Source organism: Paenibacillus terrisolis (genome assembly GCF_056171975.1).
The window spans coordinates 479149-497414 of sequence record NZ_JBKFGG010000001.1; the positions used below are offsets into that span (position 1 = coordinate 479149).

Here is an 18266-nt window from a genome sequence, read left to right on the forward strand (position 1 = left end):
GTCAATTCTTGGGTCAAGCCGCGAGCGTCGCTACTTTAAGAGATGGAAACCTCGAAAATTGACGGACCGTAGATATTAAAGTGCTTGCCTGTCATATATAACCGAACATATCTGCCTGCAGCCTGTTTGCCGCTTAAATCGACGGTTTCCGTCCAGGAACCCTCTTCCGTATTGCGATCTAGAGTCTCCACTGTTGTCCAGCCTTCTTCGTTAACGGGCAAAACATCTGCGACCTGAACGTCTACATGTGTCGGATACGCCCGTTCCCAGTGAATGATCAGGCGATTAATGTTCTGTACAGCCTCCAGGTCAATATAAATCCAATCGGCTTCATTCCCTAAGTTATAATCCGCTTCCCAACGCGACTCCAAATTCCCGTCCGTAATTACGTTTGGATTAAAAGTGGCGTTTGAACTGGAAGCGACGACAGGCTTACGCAAGGCAAGGTTGATTTCCTGTTCACCCGGCAAAATGATCTGGGTGACCGCCGCGTCTTCATACCCTTCAGCCCGAATCGTAATGGGATAATTGCCCGGCTCGGCAAAAATCCCAGCATCCAGTGCGATAATTCCCGGGTTCACCGTGTAATCCGTTCCCGAAACCAGTTCCTTCCCGTCCGCGTCAATAGCGGTAATCGCCTTTTCCCAATCACTGTTTGCCGTAAAAGTCAGCCCGATGCCGCTGCCCGGATAATTATCCGAGGTATCAACCGCCAGTTCCGGAGGAGCAAGTAAAGGATCAGGCTCCTGCCCCCCGCCTTCTTCCGGAGGCACTTGACCACCGGCCGGCGTGCCGTAAATTTCAAATTCCCATAGCGAATATCCATAGATCGTGCCTCTGGAAGATCCAAGCACGCGAACATGCCGCGCTGCCGCCGGACTATTCGGTACGATCATGTCTATGCCGCCGTTACCCGCCGGTTCCGAGTACAAATCCGACCAATCCGACTCGGCGGGATGATCCGCCGTGGAAACCTGAATTTTGTACGTCTTGCCATAGGCGCCTTCCCAGCGGAGCAGAACCGTGTCGATGTTGTAAGTCCCGCCAAGATCGACAGAGATCCACTGCGGATCGGCGGACTGCGATTCCCAGCGCGTTCCGATATTGCCGTCGATCGCGAGACCCGCTGCCTGCACGGCGGAGGAGGCGGTCGCGGTTTTACCTAACGCCACGTTGTGCGAAGCCGTCAGGATCTGCTGCGTAACCGAGTTCGCGGCGTAACCGTCCGCCAGCACGGAAACCGTGAAGCTCCCAAGAGACGTAAACAACGATGAATCCAGCGAAATCAAGCCCGGTTGAACCGTGAACTTATCTGCGGGAGCGTCCACCCCATTGATTTTGACGCCGGATACGGCTTCGCGCCAGACCACATCATCCGGGAAGGTAATATCTATGTCGCTGCCGATAATATTGCCGGCACTGTCAGCGGTTAATTGCGGACCGCCTTTGACTTCCTTCACCGCCACATCGTCAATGCCGATGAAATGCAGCGGGATGTCAGGCGTTGTTTCCGACCCGACGATCACGTTGCCGAGCAGATACTTGACCGTCAGCGTAGTTGCCGCCGTTGGCTTGAGCACCGCCGTATACACTCGATCCCGATCCCCCGTGAGCGAAAACGGCACTTGCAGATTGTTGTTGTATCCGGTGAGTTCGATGAGTATCGGCCGATTGACGGTTGACCAAGCGCGAAAAGAGAGCTCATACGTCTTGCCCGCCTCCAGCTTGATGCCGGACTGGTTCAACTGGGTGTACCAGCTTACGGCTACCGGATCGCCCCATTCCGTCGTATAACCGCCGTAATAATGGATTTCGAGATCGGCGGCTCCGTCCTTCACCTGGAATAACGAGTCTCCCGGATTTCCCACCCAGAAATCCCATCCGTTCGTGCCTTGATCAAAGCTGCCGTTCACGACGAGATTTCCGTCGCTGGCAATCAGCGTTTGGCTAACTTTAGCGTCTGCATATCCTTCAGCCTTCACCGTGATTTGGTATGTCCCCGGAGAAGCAAACGCGTTCGTTCCCAGCACGACAGCCCCCGGCTGCACGGTGAATTTTTCGGCAGCCAGCGGCTGGCCGTCGACAAGCACCGACCGGATAGCGGCACGCCATGCTTCATTATCCGCAAATTGCAGTTCAACAGGCTGACCGACGCGATTGTCGGTATTGTCCGCCGTAAGAGACTGCGGCCGCTTAAGCGGCGCGTCTTTCACTTCCAGCACGACGTTCCGGAAAAAGACATCATGCGGACCGGCCGGAGCGGCAGGCGTTTTACCCAGCAGGAATTTGAGCGCCAGGTTGTCGTCGGCAGCCAGCTTGAAGGTATATTCGTACCGTTTCCAATCCGTGCCGAGCTGAATAGCCCCTGAGTCGAACCGTCTCGTATAGGCCGCGTTTTCCAGCGTAGCCTGCGTATCCCGCTCTATCGACGCTTTGGCATCGAAGGCGAGCACGTAAGTGAAACCTTTGGTGAACTGCATATTGGATTGGTTGAACATCACATTCCAGGCCTCGGTGCCCACATTGCCAACGGACACCTTCGCTACTCCGTCAGCCGCGCTGAAGTTGGCCGCCGCCCCTTGGGTAAACGGTTCCCAGCCGGCCAAACCGGCCGAAAAGTCACCGTTGATCAGCGGGTACAGGCTGACGTTGCCGTAATCCGCATTATTGTTCGTCGTCCGGATCAGCTTGACGTTATCCAGATTCACGGAAGCGTTTGAACCGCCCAGATCGAAAATAAGCTGACCTTCAGGATCGTTTATTTGAGCCGGCATCGTAAACGTGACTTTCTTGTTCTCCTTGGCTGTGCCGACGGCAATATTCGGGATTTGCCCGTATTGGGTTCCGCCATCCTTGCTCACGAATCGGACTCCAATGCTCCGGTTCGCCGACGCCTTAGCGTCAAAGGTCAATTCGTAAACGTCGGTTTGCAGCAGATTTACGCCTTTTTGCGCAAGCGTTATGCTCGCAGGATTGCTGCCGCCGTTTTGAATCGTCACGTTGAGCTCTCGGATCTCCGGATCCACGCCGGCAATTGCCGCAGCGCCATTCACCGCGAAGTTCCAATATTTCGTTCGATCCATCGTACCGAGATCAAAGGTACCGTTATACACATGGTTGCCGTCGTCGAGCGGAATCTTTGGCCCGTTCGGATCGACGACCTGGTCGGTTTCCTCCAGACGAACGTTTCCGATCCACAGTGTGTTGGTGTTAAGCCCCATATTAAATTCAAGGCGGGCCGTCAAATCGGTGGCGTTGTTCATGGTGAAACGGTATTCATAATGCTGCATGCCGGTTTTTAACGCAACATCGAAATTGTCCGAATAGGCCGCCCAGGCATTGTCGTCATCGCCGCCCATCTTGACGGCCATCGTCCGGTTCGCCGAAGCTTTGGCGTCAAAGCTCAGCTTGTAAATATGACCCTTGACCAGCGGCGCATACTGAATGAGCTGCAGGGAATACGTCTGACTGCCCCCGTTCGTCGGAACGATTCTGGCGTAGTTCACGCCCGCAATCGTATCAATGCTTGCCGAACCGGCGCCGCCAAAGTCCGGCGTATGCAGGAAGTTCCACTTGTCGGCCGCAAGCGGCTGACCGCCGGCTGCAATGTCGGTAAGTCCTTGCGCAAAAGCCGTATCCGCGATATAGCTGCCGTCCACCGGCTGCCGGGCTTCCGCAGGGATCGGTTCCTTTGCGAGCACGGGTTCAACCGGTGTTTTGTAAGGCTTGCCGTCCAGCTCATATGCTCTAACATAATCCACTTCCATCGCGGCCGGCAGCTTCGAATCCGGCGGAAGCAGGTTGCCGTCAAAGGTTCCCCCGATCGCCATGTTTAGAATAATGTAGAAAGGCTGATCAAAAGGCGCGGGGAATGCGTACTTATCCGGCTGTCCCACCCCCTCGCTGTTCCATTCGTTGACGGTTTGATACAGGTTGCCGTCGACGTACCAGCGAAGTTCGCCCGGCTCCCACTCGATACCGTAGGTATGGAAACCGCTGTCGATCGACTGTCCTTCCGGGAAGAAGTAATCCGCGCCGGTCGATTTATTGTTAGGCCACGGTTTGCCGTAGTGAATCGTCCCGCCAACCTTTTCCGGCTGCCGTCCCCGGGCTTCCATGATGTCGATTTCACCGGAGGAGGCCCAGCCGCCGTAGGCGCTGTCCTTTGGCATCATCCAGAACGCCGGCCAGATGCCTTGGCCTTCCGGAAGCTTAATGCTCGCTTCGAACTTGCCATATTTCTTGGTAAATGTAGGCGAGGTCCACAACCGTCCGGATGTATACGGCTTGCCGCCGAGGGACTGCTTTTTCGCCGTAATCGTCAGTTTGCCGTCCTGCACCTTCAGATTGTCCTTGCTATAGTACTCCTGTTCGTTGTTGCCCCATCCGTCCAGACCGTATTCCGCGCCCGTTCCGTTTTGATATCCCCATTTATCCAGATTGACGCCGTTCGTATCCACGTTGGTGCCGCTGCCGTCGAACTCGTCGCTCCAGACCAGCTTCCATTCACCGATCGTTTGTACGATTCGCGCATCCGTGTAACCGGAAGCCTTAACCGTAATCACGGCATCGCCGGCAGCAGTGATGGCGGCGGATTTAAGCGTAATAAATCCGGCGCCAATCGTGTATCCGGTATTCGCCGCAAGCTTTTTCCCATTGAGCGATACTTCCGTTATGGCGCTTCTCCAGGCAGGATTGTCGGTAAACGTAATCGTAACATCCTTGCCCAGCACATTATTGACCGCATCGGCTTTTAAAGCCGGCGCAATCAGCGCTTGGCCGCTGCCTCCGTCACCTGATCCGCCGCTGCCGCCGGAAGGTCCCCCCGCCGGAGCTACTGGTGCATTCTTGGTCTCGCCATTGTCAACGTTCTTGTCGGTGACCGTTCCTCCTTTAACTTCAAAAACCCCTCCTTCACTGACCGCTTTATCATTCAGCGTTGTATTATCAGAAATAACCTGCAATTCGCCAACGCTGCCCTTTACATTAAGCGCCGTGCCGCCCGCGGCCTCTTCTACCTTCAGTTTGTTGACACCGGCCTGTTCGCCTATCTCGATCACGGCGCCGCTAGCCACATTCAATTCCCCGACCTCGGTGTTTCCGCCAAGTGCGACCCGGACCGGTCCGGACGTTTTGCTCACGATCATCGTCCCGATCTTGGAATCGTTCACATGCACCGAATGAATGCCGCCGCCGTTTATATAAAGCGTACCGTCTACCTTAGCGCCCGTTAGTGTAACTTCCCCTTCCCCAACTCCAGCCGTTACAAGAACGTTGCCTTTGATTTCCGCCCCTTTGACCGTCACGCTCGGACTGGCAATCAACATGCTCCCCGCAGATTTAACGCTATCATAGGTTCCGGATGCATGAATGATTTCCCCGGCCAGCCGATCCAGCAATACAATCGCTTCGGCCCGCGAGATAGGCTGCTGCGGACGAATCGTGCCGTCCGAAAAGCCCTTAACATAGCCGCCTGCAACCAGGCTGGCCAGCGGTACCTGTGCAAATGCTGCAATTTGTTGCCGGTCAACGTAGCCGCCTAATACGGATGTATCCGCCTTCGCAAGCGAAAACAACGCCGCTGCTATCTTTGCCGCTTCCTGACGGGTTACCGCCGCTTCCGGCTTGAACAGCCCCTGAGGATAACCGTCGATATATCCCGCCGCTTTGGCGATTTTAACCTGCTCTTCATACCACTTACCCGCCCCAACGTCGCTAAAACCCTCTTGCGACTTTGTGCTAAACCCAAACAGCGTATTGATCAGCTTTACAAGTTCCGCCCGGCTGATCTCGTCGCCCGGCCTGAATTTCCCGCCGGCGCCTTCCGTTAATCCAAGCGCGGCCCACTTCTCAATTTGCTGCTGCGCCCAGTGTCCCCGGACATCCGTAAATAACTCGGCGCTTTGCTGAATTGTCTGGGCAAGTTGTGAAGCCGGCGCCTCCGTGTTCGAGGATTCCGGCGGTTCCCCTGCCGCCGCAAATCCAAGTTCCGCCTGACCGCCCAAGAGTGCTGCGCTTAGCAGGAGCGCGGCGAACCGACGCCGCAAGATGCTGCTTTTTTTGGCCATATATCGATTTACTCCCTTCAGAATGTAAGATAATGGATATCTTTATTCATTAAAGAAGGAACGCTACATATCTAACGTGCAGCGTTCCTCGTCGTAAACCATGGCTGACTGACAGGCAGGCTAGCCTTTATTTGGAGCTAGCGGATTGATACCATTCGTTGACTTCCTTCGTAATTTGGTCTCCGCCGGATTTCTTCCAGTTATCCACCATCTTGTCGAATTCGTCGATGGAAGATTGACCGTAAATGATTTTGGAGTACGTTTGGCTTACCAGCTTGTTGAGCAGTTCGTTCTTTTGCTTCATCGTTTCCGTCAAAGGACCTTGGAAGTAGTTCTTCATGCGAATATCCTTTTGATCCATCACGATCTTCATCGCTTCAATGTTTTCCGGCTTACGAATGGCAGCCGTTGATTTTTCGTAAGGTGTTACTGGTTGTTCACCGTTCGCAAGCTTGATCATCGTATCCGCGTACAGCGAAGGAATACGTGCGCCTTCAAAGGTCAGCGAATAGTAGATCGGTTCTACCAAGTGAGTGCGGTCCGCGTAATCCGGGAACAGATCCGGGTATTTTTGCGGGTCTTTCGTAATCGTTCCGTCCGGCAGTTTCGCCCAGTCGTAACCTTCGGCAAAGCCGTTTTCGAATTCGGAGCCGGCTTCCGGGTTCGCCCAGTTATCAAAGAAGAAGTTGTAATAACGGAGCAGCGCTTCCGGATGTTTCGCGTTTTTATTGATCAGGATCCAGCCGTTAACGGACGGATTGCCGCTTTGTGCGCCAATCTTGCCGTCAGGTCCGGCAGGAAGCGGATAGCCTTTGTACTTCGCTCCCGGTACGTTGTTGATCAGGTCGCCGAACGGCCAGTCAGGCAGCCAGTTGCGCCCTACGATTGCGCCCGCTTGGCCTTTCGTGAACAATTCGGAAGCGGTGGTTTCGTCCTTCAAACCGGAGTCTTTGGAAATGTATCCTTTGTCCATCCATGTCTTCAGCGTAGCCAGCGCCGGTTTGGCCGCAGGGTCCACCGAACCGTAAGAAAGCTGGCCGTCCGCCCCCTTGTTCCATTGCCAAGGAAGAGTTCCATAGTCGCCGAATACCCAACTGACGTCGCTCATCCAGCCCAGGAACGTATTTTTAAAGCCGGCAGCCAGACCGATCGTATCCTTCTTTCCGTTGCCGTCCGGATCTTTATTGACAAAAGCGTCCATAATATTTTCGAAGTCTGCCAAGGTTTTAGGAGCTTGCAGCCCCAATTTATCCATCCAATCTTGACGCAGCCAGAGCAACATGTCGTCATTATTGGCGTAATCAAGAACCGGCAGCGCCATGCGTTTGCCGTCCCGAGTTACCGGGAGCCAAGTGTCAGGGTTCAGAGCGGTGCCTTCCTTGTATTTGTCGCCTGCGTATTTATCGAACAGCTCTCCGACGTCCATAAACTGCCCGGAGTCGATCAGCATGTTTACCGTTTCCAAGTCGCCGCGGTACGTGATGATGTCCGGCATCTTTTCCCCGGAGGACAACATCAGGCGAAGCTTGGTTTTATAGGCTTCGTTTGTATCCGTTACGATCCAATCGTATTTCACGTCAATGCCGAGATTATCTTTCACGTAACGCTGCAAAACGTTGTTTTCCATTGTTTCGCCGTTTTTGAAGAAGAAGTTGGTCCCGATTCCTTTTACCGTGGTCAGCGTGATCGGTTCCACGTACTTCTTACCGTCCCATCCCGTATCATCCACATTGCTGGTTGTGTTGGTGCTGGCACTGTTGTTTGCCGTTCCTTCGTTCTTCGCGCCGTCGTTCCCGGAATTCGAAGAAGCGTTGTTGTTGCCCCCTCCTCCCGAGCAAGCGGCCAGAGTGAATGCCATTACGGCAGCCAACGTGAGGCTCAGCATTTTTCTCCAAGTGAATTGCATATTGTCTTATCCCCCCAGACTATAATTGAGAGCGCTTACCTATCTCTCACAAAAACTATAAATCCCTCCATCGTCAGTTAAAATGCCCTAAATTTATCTTAGATGCCAATTTATCGACTTTCTTACACGATTATCCTTTGACGGCTCCAAGCACAATCCCCTTTACGAAGAAACGCTGCAGGAACGGATAAACCACCAGTACCGGCAAAATCCCGATGAAAATCTGCGCCGCTTTTACGGTACGCTGCGAAATATTTTTCAACTCGTTAACATCCGGGTTCAGCTTATTGAAGTCCTGCTGGACGATGACCGTCTGCAAGAACGTGGCCAGCGGATAATTGCGGTAATCGTTGATATACAAAAGGCCGTCGAACCAGGCATTCCAGTTGCCTACGATGGAAAACAGCGACAATGTCGCGATGGCCGGCAAAGCAAGCGGCAAATAAACCTGCATCAGAATTTTAAAATGCCCGGCTCCGTCGATCAGCGCCGCCTCCTCCAGTTCCTTCGGAGTCGCCCTGAAAAAATTCATCAGTAATATCATATTAAACACCTGTACCGCGCCCGGCAATACAAGCGCCCACATCGAATCCATCAGACCCAGATTACGAACGAGAATGTAGCTTGGCACTACGCCTCCGGTGAACAGCATCGTAAAAACGAAATACCACGCATATACGTTTCTGGCCCGAAAAGCGGCAGTCTCTTTGGACAATACATAGCCGGCCAGCGTGATGACGCTCATCGTCATGAATGTTCCCAGTAGGGTCCGCTCTATGGAAATGAGGAACGCCCGCAGGAAATTCGGGTTATTCATCGTTTTCGTATACGAATCAAGATTGAAATCAACCGGCCACAGGCCTACCAAATGGGCGTTTGCCGGCGCTTTGGCGCTAAAACTGATCGCCAGAATATGGATAATCGGCAGCACGCACGTCAGCGCCGCAATGGTCAGCAACAAGTAATTGAAAAAAGTGAATACCTTATATCCTCGTGTTTTGTGGTACATACCCCGCACTCCTTAAAATATTTTGTAATCCGCCAGCTTGTAGGCGATCCGGTAGCCAAGCACGATAAGCACAAATCCGACAAGCGATTTGAAAAGGCCTACGGCCGTGCCAAAGCTGTATTGGCCGTTCAAAATACCGGTGCGGTATACGAACGTATCGATGATATCCCCTTTGTCGTAAACGAGCGGGTTATACAGGTTGAAAATTTGGTCGAAGCCGGCGTTCAAAATATTACCCAGAGCCAGCGTTCCCACAACGATGACGATAGGGGTGAGAGAAGGAATCGTGACGTGGATCGTTTGCTTCCAGCGGGTCGCTCCGTCCACTTCCGCCGCTTCATACAGCGAAGGGTTTACTCCCGCAAGCGCAGCCAGATATACGATCGTGCCGAATCCGAACTGCTGCCATACATCGGTCAGGACAACAACGATGCGGAACCAGGTGCCGTCGCCCAGGAACAAAATCGGCTCAAGGCCAAACCAACTGTGCAGAAGCGAGTTGATGATCCCGTCGCTGGCCAGCATGTCGTTCAGAATGCCTCCCAGGAAAACCCAGGAAATAAAATAGGGCAAATACACGAGCGTTTGAACTGACCGTTTGAAAAAGTTGCGTCTGACCTCATTCAGCATCAGCGCGAATACAAACGGCACTACGATATTGAAGATGATTTTCAGCCCGGCAATGATCATGGTATTGAATATAACCTGCTTGCTGTCCGGATAATCGAACATGAATTTGAAATGCTTCAGTCCGACCCAGGCCGATCCCCACATTCCGTCATACGGCTTGTAGTCTTTGAATGCGATTACAAGACCGCCCAGCGGCAAATAGCCGAAAATGAGCTGCAGCGCCACAGCCGGAAGCAGCATCAGGTGCAGCGGCCATGTCCGCCTTAGCAAGCCTTTTATTCCCGTCCGCTGAAGTGTAACGCTCGTCTGTGCAGTTTTTGTTGGTGTCTCCATGCCCAAAATTCCTTTCCTAAGCTCTTTTTTCGGATTGACATCTATGTCATCATCCTGCAATAGTAAGTATATAATTCACATTTTTTACCGTCTGCGCCGAACATTTTGGAACGATACCCGAATTTTTGTTTTCTGGACCCTGAGCCGAAGGAGGCCGGAGTTTTGTGAATATTCGCATGAATACGTTTACAAAAATCCTCGGATTAATTTTGCTGATGCTGATCCCCATCCTGTTCCTGTACTGGTTTTCCAACTATACCAGCGTGCGGGTCGTATCGGAGGAGGTGGAGAAATCCATGTACAAGGACCTCTCTTATTTCGCCGCCCAGACCGACAATATCGCCGCGCAGTTGACGAAGAGCGGTCTCATGATCAGCGAAGATATGAATGTGCGCGCTCTTGAATTTTTTGACATTTCTTCGTTGTACGAGCAAACGGACGAAAAGCTCCGCATCGATGAAAAGCTTCGGCTTATGATTGCCTCGTCCACATGGGATACGACGATCAGTGTCTATGCTCCGGATACGCACACCTTCGTGTCCTCCAACGCTTCCCTTCCAAACGATGGCGAGCAGCTTAAGCGCAATTTCTCCCGGACTTGGAAGTATACGGAGGATGTTCCGGACTACTACCGCAAGCATCCGAGGTTTGTTCGATATATGACCGACCCTTTTGACGCCCCGCTCAATAAAGCGCTGCTTATCGCGGAAATGAGCTTTCCCGCTTCGGATTTGACCAAAGCTCTTGATCGTTTCAAAGCCGGCGGAAAAGGAGATCCTTTTTTCATCACACAGGATGGTTCGGTCATTTCCTCAGACAGCGCCAATCAAAAACTGCAAAGTGAGCTTATTTCACAGTTGGATATGAGGACCCTGGCCCAAAAACCGTTTACCCGTTTCACCTTTTCCGAAAGCGAGTACGCGGTCAGCTGTGTGTTTATGCCGGAGCTTGGGCTTTATCTGGTGGATTATCTGCCGATCCAGGACGTCGTTCGGCCGATCACGGCGAACAGCTATCTGTTCTATGGTTGCATTTTGTTCCTCTTAGTCAGCAGTACCATCGCGGCCCATTTTCTGTACAAAAACGTGCAGGTGCCGATCCGCGAGCTCATACGCGGCGTCAGAAAGCTGCGCCGAGGCGAATATCCGACACTGAACGTGTTCCACCCGGGAAACGAATTTTATTTCCTGCTCGTCAGCTTTAACGATATGGCCAAACAGATCGAGCAGCTGATCCAGAACATTTACCGGGAGGAAATCCGCTCCCGCGATGCCAATCTGAAGCAGCTGCAGTCCCAGATCAACCCGCATTTTCTTTATAACTGTTTTACCCTGATCCGCAGCCTGACAAGGCTTGGCGAGAAAGAAACGGTTATGCAGCTATCCATGCATTTAAGCAAATATTACCGCTACACAACCCGATCCGAACGGCCGACGGCCGAGCTTCGGGAGGAGCTGGATCTGGTAAACAGCTACCTTGCGATCCAGGCGATTAAGGTGCAAGATTTGAAATATGAAATCGATATCCCGGAACCGTTTATCCATTTGGAGCTGCCCCGCCTCATCCTGCAGCCTCTGGTGGAAAACGCGGTGCTGCATGGGGTCGAGCCCGCAGGCAGCGGAACCGTCCGCGTCAGCTCATACATTCGTGATGGCTGCTATGTGCTTACCGTTTCGGATGACGGCGTTGGCCTGACCGATCAGCAGCTCATCGCGCTGGAGCGGCAGATCACGATGCCTCCTGAGGAGGACAAGGGCTGCGCGCTTTGGAACACGCGGCAGCGCATGCTTCTGCAATTCGGGCCGAAAGCGGGCCTACGTATATGCAGACGTGAAGAAGGCGGCGTGGAGGTTTCGCTGTTTTGGCCGGCAAGCCAGCCGGAAGAGATGGGCAACGCATCGTAACAAGGGAGAAGGGAGAAAAAATATGCATCAACTGCTTATCATTGACGATCAGACGGCTCTGGTCGACGACCTCGCCGACATGCTGCCTTGGCAGAACATCGGAATCGAGAAGGTTCATAAAGCGAACTCCGGACGGGAAGCCCTGGAGCTCATGTTCGAGCATGCGATCGATGTTGTGGTGACGGACATCCGAATGCCGGGAATGTCGGGGCTGGAGCTTATCGAGGAAATTAAGCGGAACTGGAAGCACACCAAATGCATTTTGCTGACCGGTTATGCCGACTTTGAATATACCAAACAGGCGCTGCAACTGAGATCCAACGATTATTTGCTGAAGCCGGTCGAAGACGAGGAACTGATGGACGCCGTTCGCAAGGCGCTGGACGAGCTGGAGCGGGAGTGGCAGGAAATTTCCTCGACGCAAAAAGCGATGTACGCGTTAAGGGAGCAGCTTCCAAAGCTGCGCGAATATTTGCTCGTGGATCTGATCACGGGCAAAATGGCGCCGGCCGACCCCTCCCTGTCCAAAAAGCTGAGTATGTACGAGGTATTTGCCCGAACCGGAATGCCTTGCCATATGATGCTGCTCCGCATCGACGACACGGCCAGCGTGTATGATACCGCCGGAGAGGCGCTGATCGAGTATGCTCTCACGAATATGGCCGGCGAGCTGTTCGGCGACCGCATGCGGCTGTGGAGCTGCACGGATGCCGGGGGTTACATCGTCTGCGTCCTGACGCCGAAAACGGCGCCGGCCGCACCGATTCTGGCGGCGGTCTCTTCCCCGTCTGAAGAAATGGCGGACGGTTTTGACGACTGGATCGAATCACAGGCTTTTCAGTTGCAGCATGCTGCAAGAACATACCTGCACGTGGGCATTTCGGTGCTCACGAGCAAATCCGGGCGTTTTCCGGAGGACGTCGCCCCGATGTACCAGTCTTCGCTGGCCAGCTTCCGCCACTTCATCGGCAGCGATACCGAGCTGTTCGTCTCGCTGGCGAAGGAACCGGACCGCGGAGAACCGCGGTTGCTCGGCGAGCTCTACCGGTCGCCGAACCTTGCCACCCTGCTCGAAACGGAGCAGTGGAGTGCCGCGGACGAAAAGCTGGAGACGATTTTCCGGGAGCTGGAGGAAGAATGGCGCGGCTCGCCGGAGCATGTGCTCGAAACTTATTTTACGATCGCATCGACCATCGCCGGTCTGATTCACCGCTCGAAAAAATGGCTGGCCGACACAATCGGCGACGACTTTTACGCCGTTGCCGGCGGACATTCGCTAAATACCGTCAGCGAGCTGCGCAGTTGGACGCAGCGGGTTATCGCCAGTTACCGGCAGTCGATGAGCCATGTTGAAAAGGACTCCCGCTCATCTATTATTCGGAAGGTGCAGGATTTCATCGAAAGCCATCTCGACAGCGCTTCGCTGCAAACGATCTCGGAAAACGTGTTCCTGAATCCGTCCTATCTGTCTAAAATCTACAAGCTGGAAACCGGGGAAGGCATCAGCGAATACATTCTGCGCGTCCGTATGGAAAAAGCCGCGGACTTGCTCGCCCAGTCTCCGGAGAAAATCTATGAAATATCCTTGATGCTCGGTTACCATAAGCCCAGTTATTTTATCCAGCTGTTCCGCAAGCATTTCGGTCTGACTCCTCAGGAATACCGCAACAAGCTGGGCGTGTGAAATAGTTATGCTCATCTGCCGTAACAAAGGCCGCCCATCGGCGTTCAGCACGCGGACAAGCGGCCCTTCATAACGTAAGCACGGTGCATGAGAACGACTGATTTCATTGCCCGCTTGCATACGCATCACTTATATATCAAGCCGAAATTCCTCCGGAATTCAGCTCACTACAAACTTAGTATAACTGTACCCTTCCCGGGTCTTCTTCACTTCAAGAACCGCGGGGATGGCCTGCTTCAGTTCCTGGACATGGGAGATAATACCGATCATACGGCCGGACTGCTGGAGATCAACCAAGGTCTCGACGGCCTTGTTCAGCGATTCCTCGTCCAATGACCCGAAGCCTTCGTCGATAAACATCGTCTCGAGCGAAATCCCGCCCTCGTAAGACTGTATGACATCGGCCATGCCAAGCGCCAGGCATAACGAGGCGTTGAATTTTTCGCCGCCGGACATGGTTTTCACGTCGCGCAGCTGGCCCGTATAATTGTCGAACACGTCCAGTCCAAGCCCGCTTTGCTTCCCTCGCTTCTCCATCCGGTCGCTCCGGACGAGATAAAACTGCCCGCCGGATATCCGCGAGAGCCGCTGGTTGGCATGATGGATGATTTTACCCAAAAACTCGATCTGCAGGTACCGCTCGAAGGAAATCTTCTTGCTGTTTTCCCCGCGGACAACGTCATACAGCTCCTTGACGAGCCCGTGCTCCCGTTCCGCTTCCTGCCAGGTCTTCTCCGCCTGTAAAATATCCCGCTTCCCGTCGTCCGCCCGCTTATACTGGCTACCCGCTTGCAGTTGCCCGTTTCGCAAGGCTTCGATCCTTTCGTCGGTCTCCCGCATCCCCTGCTCCATCAGCGCCAAATCCTGCCGGGTCTCCCCTTCCAGCTTGGCGCTCAGCTCTGCGATCTGTTCGCGAACCAAAGCGGCTGCGGTCCGGTAAGCGTCGATTCGCCCCCTAAGTTCCGTGCGCTCCGCTTCGGGCATTTGGGCAGCCCGATACGCTTCTTCCGCCGCAAACCCGGCTTGTTTCATCGCTTGGGCAAAGCTCTCATACGCTTTATCCCGGTTAAGCCGGGCTTCTTGCCATTGGTGTTCGGCATGACTCCAATCTCCGGCCGACTTGATTTGTCCGTCACTGGCCTCCCGATAACGCATCTGCGCTTCATTCCAGGCTGCATCCAGCTCCTTCTTTCGTATGCCCGCGAGCCGGATTCGCTCTTCCAACTGGGTCAGGCTCCGCACATCCTCAGGCAGCGCTCCCAGCGATTGCTCATAAAGCGCCTGCTCCCTAGCGTGCGCCGTTGTCTTCTCGTGGTGCTGCAATTGCGCCTCCTCTTTCCGCTTGCGAAGCTCCTCAAGCTGAAGATCCAGCGTTTCAAACTCCCGTTTGCGCTGCAATAGCCCGTCTGCTTCTTCCTTAAGCGCTTTTTCCTCCTGAGCAAGCGCCTTCCCTTCCTCCACCAGCTTATCGAAAGCATCCCGGATTCCCTCAAGACGAAAGCCATGCTCCACCGCCTGTTGTCCTCTGTCGGCAATCAATCGCTCCGTTGCCGCAAAGTCTGCCTGCGCCTGCAAATACTCCGTTTCAACGTCCGATTTGTTTTTCCGCGCGTGGTCCAACTCTTCCTTCGCCGGAACTTGCCCCGCACCTAACGCTTTATGGGGATGATCCACGCTCCCGCACACCGGACAAGCTTCGCCGTCGTGCAGATGGCTTGCGAGCAGGCCCGCCTGCCCTTCGATCCAGCGCTCTTCCAACGCGCCGTACGCTTCGGCGGCATGGCCGTAATCCGCTTTCAGCGCTTGCACGTTCTGCCGTTCCTTTTCGGCTTTCGCGGTAAGCTTCAGATAGTCTTGCACAACCAATGCCTGCTGTTTAAGATGCGCGAGTCTTACTGTTTTCTCGGCTAGGCCGGAGGTCCGCTCCTCCATCTCTTTGACCTTCGCGCCATCGGTCATCCGTTTGGTTTGCAGCGCGTCCAATTGCTCCTGAGCCGCTTCCACTTTCCCGGCCAGCACGCGGGCCTCCTTGCCGAGCACGTCAACGAGCCGTTCTTTTTGATCCATCTCCCGCACGATTTCCAAAAATCCCTGCAGACGGTCCAACTCGCGCAAGGCTTGTTCGCGGACCTCCTGTTTGCCCTCTTCTTCCGTAAAACGGACCGCCGCAGCTTCCAGCTTCCGCTTGGCCTGTTCATGAAGCCGCTCCGCTTCTTCCATCGTTTTCGTTTTCCGCGCCAAATCCTCGCCCGCATCCAAATAATGCCGCTCATGCACCTCCAGATGAACCGCTTGTTCGGCGAGCTTTAGCCGTGCGGCTATCCCTTCGAATTCCGGGGCCTGCTCCGCAAGCTGTTCGTTCATCGCCCGCTTCTGCTCCAGAAGATCGAATTGTTCGTTTAACCCTTTCGCTTGCAAATACCGTGCTGTCTGCTGCTGCTGCAAAACCATCTCCTGCCGCAAAAGTTCCTCGGCCCCGTTCATCTGCTCCGCATAATAGGCAATTTCGCGGTCCAGCGCTTCGATCACCTGATGCGAATTGAAATACTCCTGCCGAAAAACCTGCTGCAGCTCCGAACCTTCGCGATCCCCGAGAGAGCTTTTCACCTGCTCGATGTACAGATCCCGCGTCTTTTGCAAGCCGAGGCAAATCTGCTGCATCTCCTTGCGTTTCTCGTTCAGATGATCGGCCACATATTTGAACAGCCCGGTTTTAAAAATCCGCCGCAGAATCTCTTCTTTGTTCTCGGTCTCGGAGGTTAGCAGCTTCCGGAATTCTCCCTGCGGCAGCATCACGATCTGGCTGAACTGCTCCTTCGTAAGGCCGATGAGCTCGCGGATTTTTTGGTCGACCTGGGAGACGATAAAGCGGTCCGTCAACGGCATGGCTTCTCCTTGCACCAGTTCGTACAACTCGTACCGTTCCCCCGTGGCGACCTTGTTGCCCGCCTTCACATGGGGCAGCTGCCGGAACACCCGATAACTCCGGCCCTTCAGCTCAAACTCGAACTCAACCGAGGTAAACGTCTGATCGTCGGCAAAATGGCTGCGCAGCATCCGGCTGTCGTTCCGGTCTTCCCCGCTCGCGCTTCCGTACAAGGCGAAGCAAATCGCGTCAAAAATGGAGGTTTTCCCGGCTCCCGTGTTGCCCGAAACCACGAACAAACGGTGGCCCGCCAGCTCGGAAAAATCGATGGTTTCGGTATCTTTATACGGCCCGAACGCCGTCATCGTCAGCTTGAGCGGTCTCATCCCGTTCCCCCTCCTTCAGTATCATTTCGTGCAGCGTCTGCATAAACAGCTTTTCCGTTTCCGTCGAAGGGTCTGTCCCTTTCACTTCTTTATAAAAAGCCTGAAACAGCGAAAATTGGTCCATTTCCGCCCGGCCTTCCGCCTCCGAATTCTCTCCCGTCAACACGGCCATGGCGAATTTCTGCTCAACATGCATCGCATTCGGATAGACGGAACGCACCCGTTCCATCGGAGACGCGACCAGCACCTCGTCCAGCAGACGGACAAACACATAATCGTCGTTCAGCGGCTGCAGCTCTAATTCCGCAATTCGTCCTTCTACCGTACGCATGTCGCGTCTTGGCCGAAGCAATCTTTTTTCCACGGCCGCTTGCCCCGTTTCGTCCAGTTCCACCACCAAATACCCTTTCCGGTGCGTCTCTTCTGAAATCGAATACTTCAGCGGCGAACCCGAATAGCGGATCGTTTCGTCCCCGACATGGTGCGCTTGATGCAAGTGCCCAAGCGCCGTGTAATGGAACCCGGCAAAATGCCGGGAGCTGACATGCTCGGCTCCCCCAATCGCCAGCGGCCGCTCGGAATCGCTGGTATTCTCCTCCGGCTCTCCGCCCGGCGTCACAAACGCGTGGCCCACGAGCACATGCCGGGCCTTCGGGTCCATCGCTCCACGGATCGTCTCGGTCACCGCCTTCATCGCGTCGTCATGCGTGCGAATCGACTCATCGCCTAGCAAATGGCGCACCTTGCCCGGTTCGGCGTAAGGAACCAGATGAAAATGAACCTCCCCAAACGAATCATGAAGCACCACGGGCTCCATCGGATATGTAAGCTCTCCGGCAATATGCAGGCCCGAGGCCCGCATGATGCCGTTGCCGAAATCCAGCCGGGCCGGGCTGTCATGGTTACCCGCAATCGCCAGCACCGGTACTTTAAGGCGAAGCACGATTTTTTCCAGTGTCTCGTCGAGCAGTTGCACCGCCTCCGTCGGCGGAACCGCCCGGTCGTATAAGTCTCCCGCAATGACGACTGCGTCCGGCCGTTCCGCTTCGATGCCCTGGAGCAATTGTTCCAGGACATACTGCTGATCTTCCGTCATATAAACGCCCTGCACCAGTTTTCCCAAGTGCCAATCGGCCGTGTGGAAAATTTTCATAAGCCGCCGTCCATCCTCTCTATCCGGATCAAATTGCTATTTATAGTAAAATTCTATATAAATTAAGCCAAAGATTGAATACGTATAACGGCAGCCGTGTGAAATATTCTTTCGATCGCTGTACATTCAAATGGAGTAGAAATCCGGTCACAAAGGCGAACGCTTCGCTTCTGCCAGAACATTTCACACTCTTGCTATGATACTTTTTCATTGGTTCAACTTATATAGTTTACAAAAATTTTGCATTCTATGGATTCTATTATAGCAGAAGGGGCGTCGCCTTAGGCCAAGTCCGGGAATCGAAAAAGAAAAGGACGCCTCGCGGCG

8 protein-coding genes are annotated in these 18266 nt (G+C 54.0%); 2 read left to right on the top strand and 6 right to left on the bottom strand.

Going from position 1 to position 18266, the window contains the following annotated elements:
• Window positions 1-35: 35 nt before the first annotated feature.
• The 4 genes from ACI48K_RS02105 to ACI48K_RS02120 form a co-directional block, all read right to left on the bottom strand.
• A complete protein-coding gene (locus ACI48K_RS02105; RefSeq protein WP_475025914.1) occupies window positions 36-6068 on the bottom strand; it encodes a hemoblobin-interacting domain-containing protein in 6033 nt (2010 codons plus the stop codon).
• Window positions 6069-6195: 127 nt separating this feature from the next.
• A complete protein-coding gene (locus ACI48K_RS02110) occupies window positions 6196-7974 on the bottom strand; it encodes an extracellular solute-binding protein (protein WP_475025915.1) in 1779 nt (592 codons plus the stop codon).
• A gap of 130 nt (window positions 7975-8104) precedes the next feature.
• Window positions 8105-8983, bottom strand: a complete 879-nt coding sequence (locus ACI48K_RS02115; RefSeq protein ID WP_475025916.1) for a carbohydrate ABC transporter permease — start codon at window positions 8981-8983, stop codon at window positions 8105-8107.
• 12 nt (window positions 8984-8995) lie between these two features.
• Window positions 8996-9853, bottom strand: coding sequence for an ABC transporter permease (locus ACI48K_RS02120; protein WP_475026046.1), 858 nt, complete (start codon window positions 9851-9853; stop codon window positions 8996-8998).
• Between the two features lie 257 nt (window positions 9854-10110).
• On the opposite strand from ACI48K_RS02120, the gene ACI48K_RS02125 reads away from it, so the two are divergent.
• The gene (locus ACI48K_RS02125; RefSeq protein WP_475025917.1) at window positions 10111-11850 is read left to right on the top strand and encodes a sensor histidine kinase; all 1740 of its coding nucleotides are present in this window, start codon (window positions 10111-10113) and stop codon (window positions 11848-11850) included.
• 22 nt (window positions 11851-11872) lie between these two features.
• Complete coding sequence (locus tag ACI48K_RS02130) at window positions 11873-13534, top strand: response regulator transcription factor (RefSeq protein WP_475025919.1); 1662 nt, start codon at window positions 11873-11875, stop codon at window positions 13532-13534.
• 159 nt (window positions 13535-13693) lie between these two features.
• Here ACI48K_RS02130 and ACI48K_RS02135 read toward each other — a convergent pair whose 3' ends face one another.
• Both ACI48K_RS02135 and ACI48K_RS02140 read right to left on the bottom strand, forming a co-directional pair.
• On the bottom strand, window positions 13694-16786 hold the full coding sequence (locus ACI48K_RS02135; RefSeq protein WP_475025920.1) for an AAA family ATPase: 3093 nt from the start codon (window positions 16784-16786) through the stop codon (window positions 13694-13696).
• Window positions 16743-17939, bottom strand: a complete 1197-nt coding sequence (locus ACI48K_RS02140; protein WP_475025921.1) for an exonuclease SbcCD subunit D — start codon at window positions 17937-17939, stop codon at window positions 16743-16745. The genes ACI48K_RS02135 and ACI48K_RS02140 overlap by 44 nt, the downstream gene beginning before the upstream one ends.
• Between the last annotated feature and the right edge of the window lie 327 nt (window positions 17940-18266).

Bases quoted from the DNA above. Each gene is read 5' to 3' on its own strand.
- ACI48K_RS02105 (WP_475025914.1), bottom strand. From the start codon at position 6,068: ATGGCCAAAAAAAGCAGCATCTTGCGGCGTCGGTTCGCCGCGCTCCTG.
- ACI48K_RS02110 (WP_475025915.1), bottom strand. From the start codon at position 7,974: ATGCAATTCACTTGGAGAAAAATGCTGAGCCTCACGTTGGCTGCCGTA.
- ACI48K_RS02115 (WP_475025916.1), bottom strand. From the start codon at position 8,983: ATGTACCACAAAACACGAGGATATAAGGTATTCACTTTTTTCAATTAC.
- ACI48K_RS02120 (WP_475026046.1), bottom strand. From the start codon at position 9,853: ATGCTGCTTCCGGCTGTGGCGCTGCAGCTCATTTTCGGCTATTTGCCG.
- ACI48K_RS02130 (WP_475025919.1), top strand. From the start codon at position 11,873: ATGCATCAACTGCTTATCATTGACGATCAGACGGCTCTGGTCGACGAC.
- ACI48K_RS02135 (WP_475025920.1), bottom strand. From the start codon at position 16,786: ATGAGACCGCTCAAGCTGACGATGACGGCGTTCGGGCCGTATAAAGAT.
- ACI48K_RS02140 (WP_475025921.1), bottom strand. From the start codon at position 17,939: ATGAAAATTTTCCACACGGCCGATTGGCACTTGGGAAAACTGGTGCAG.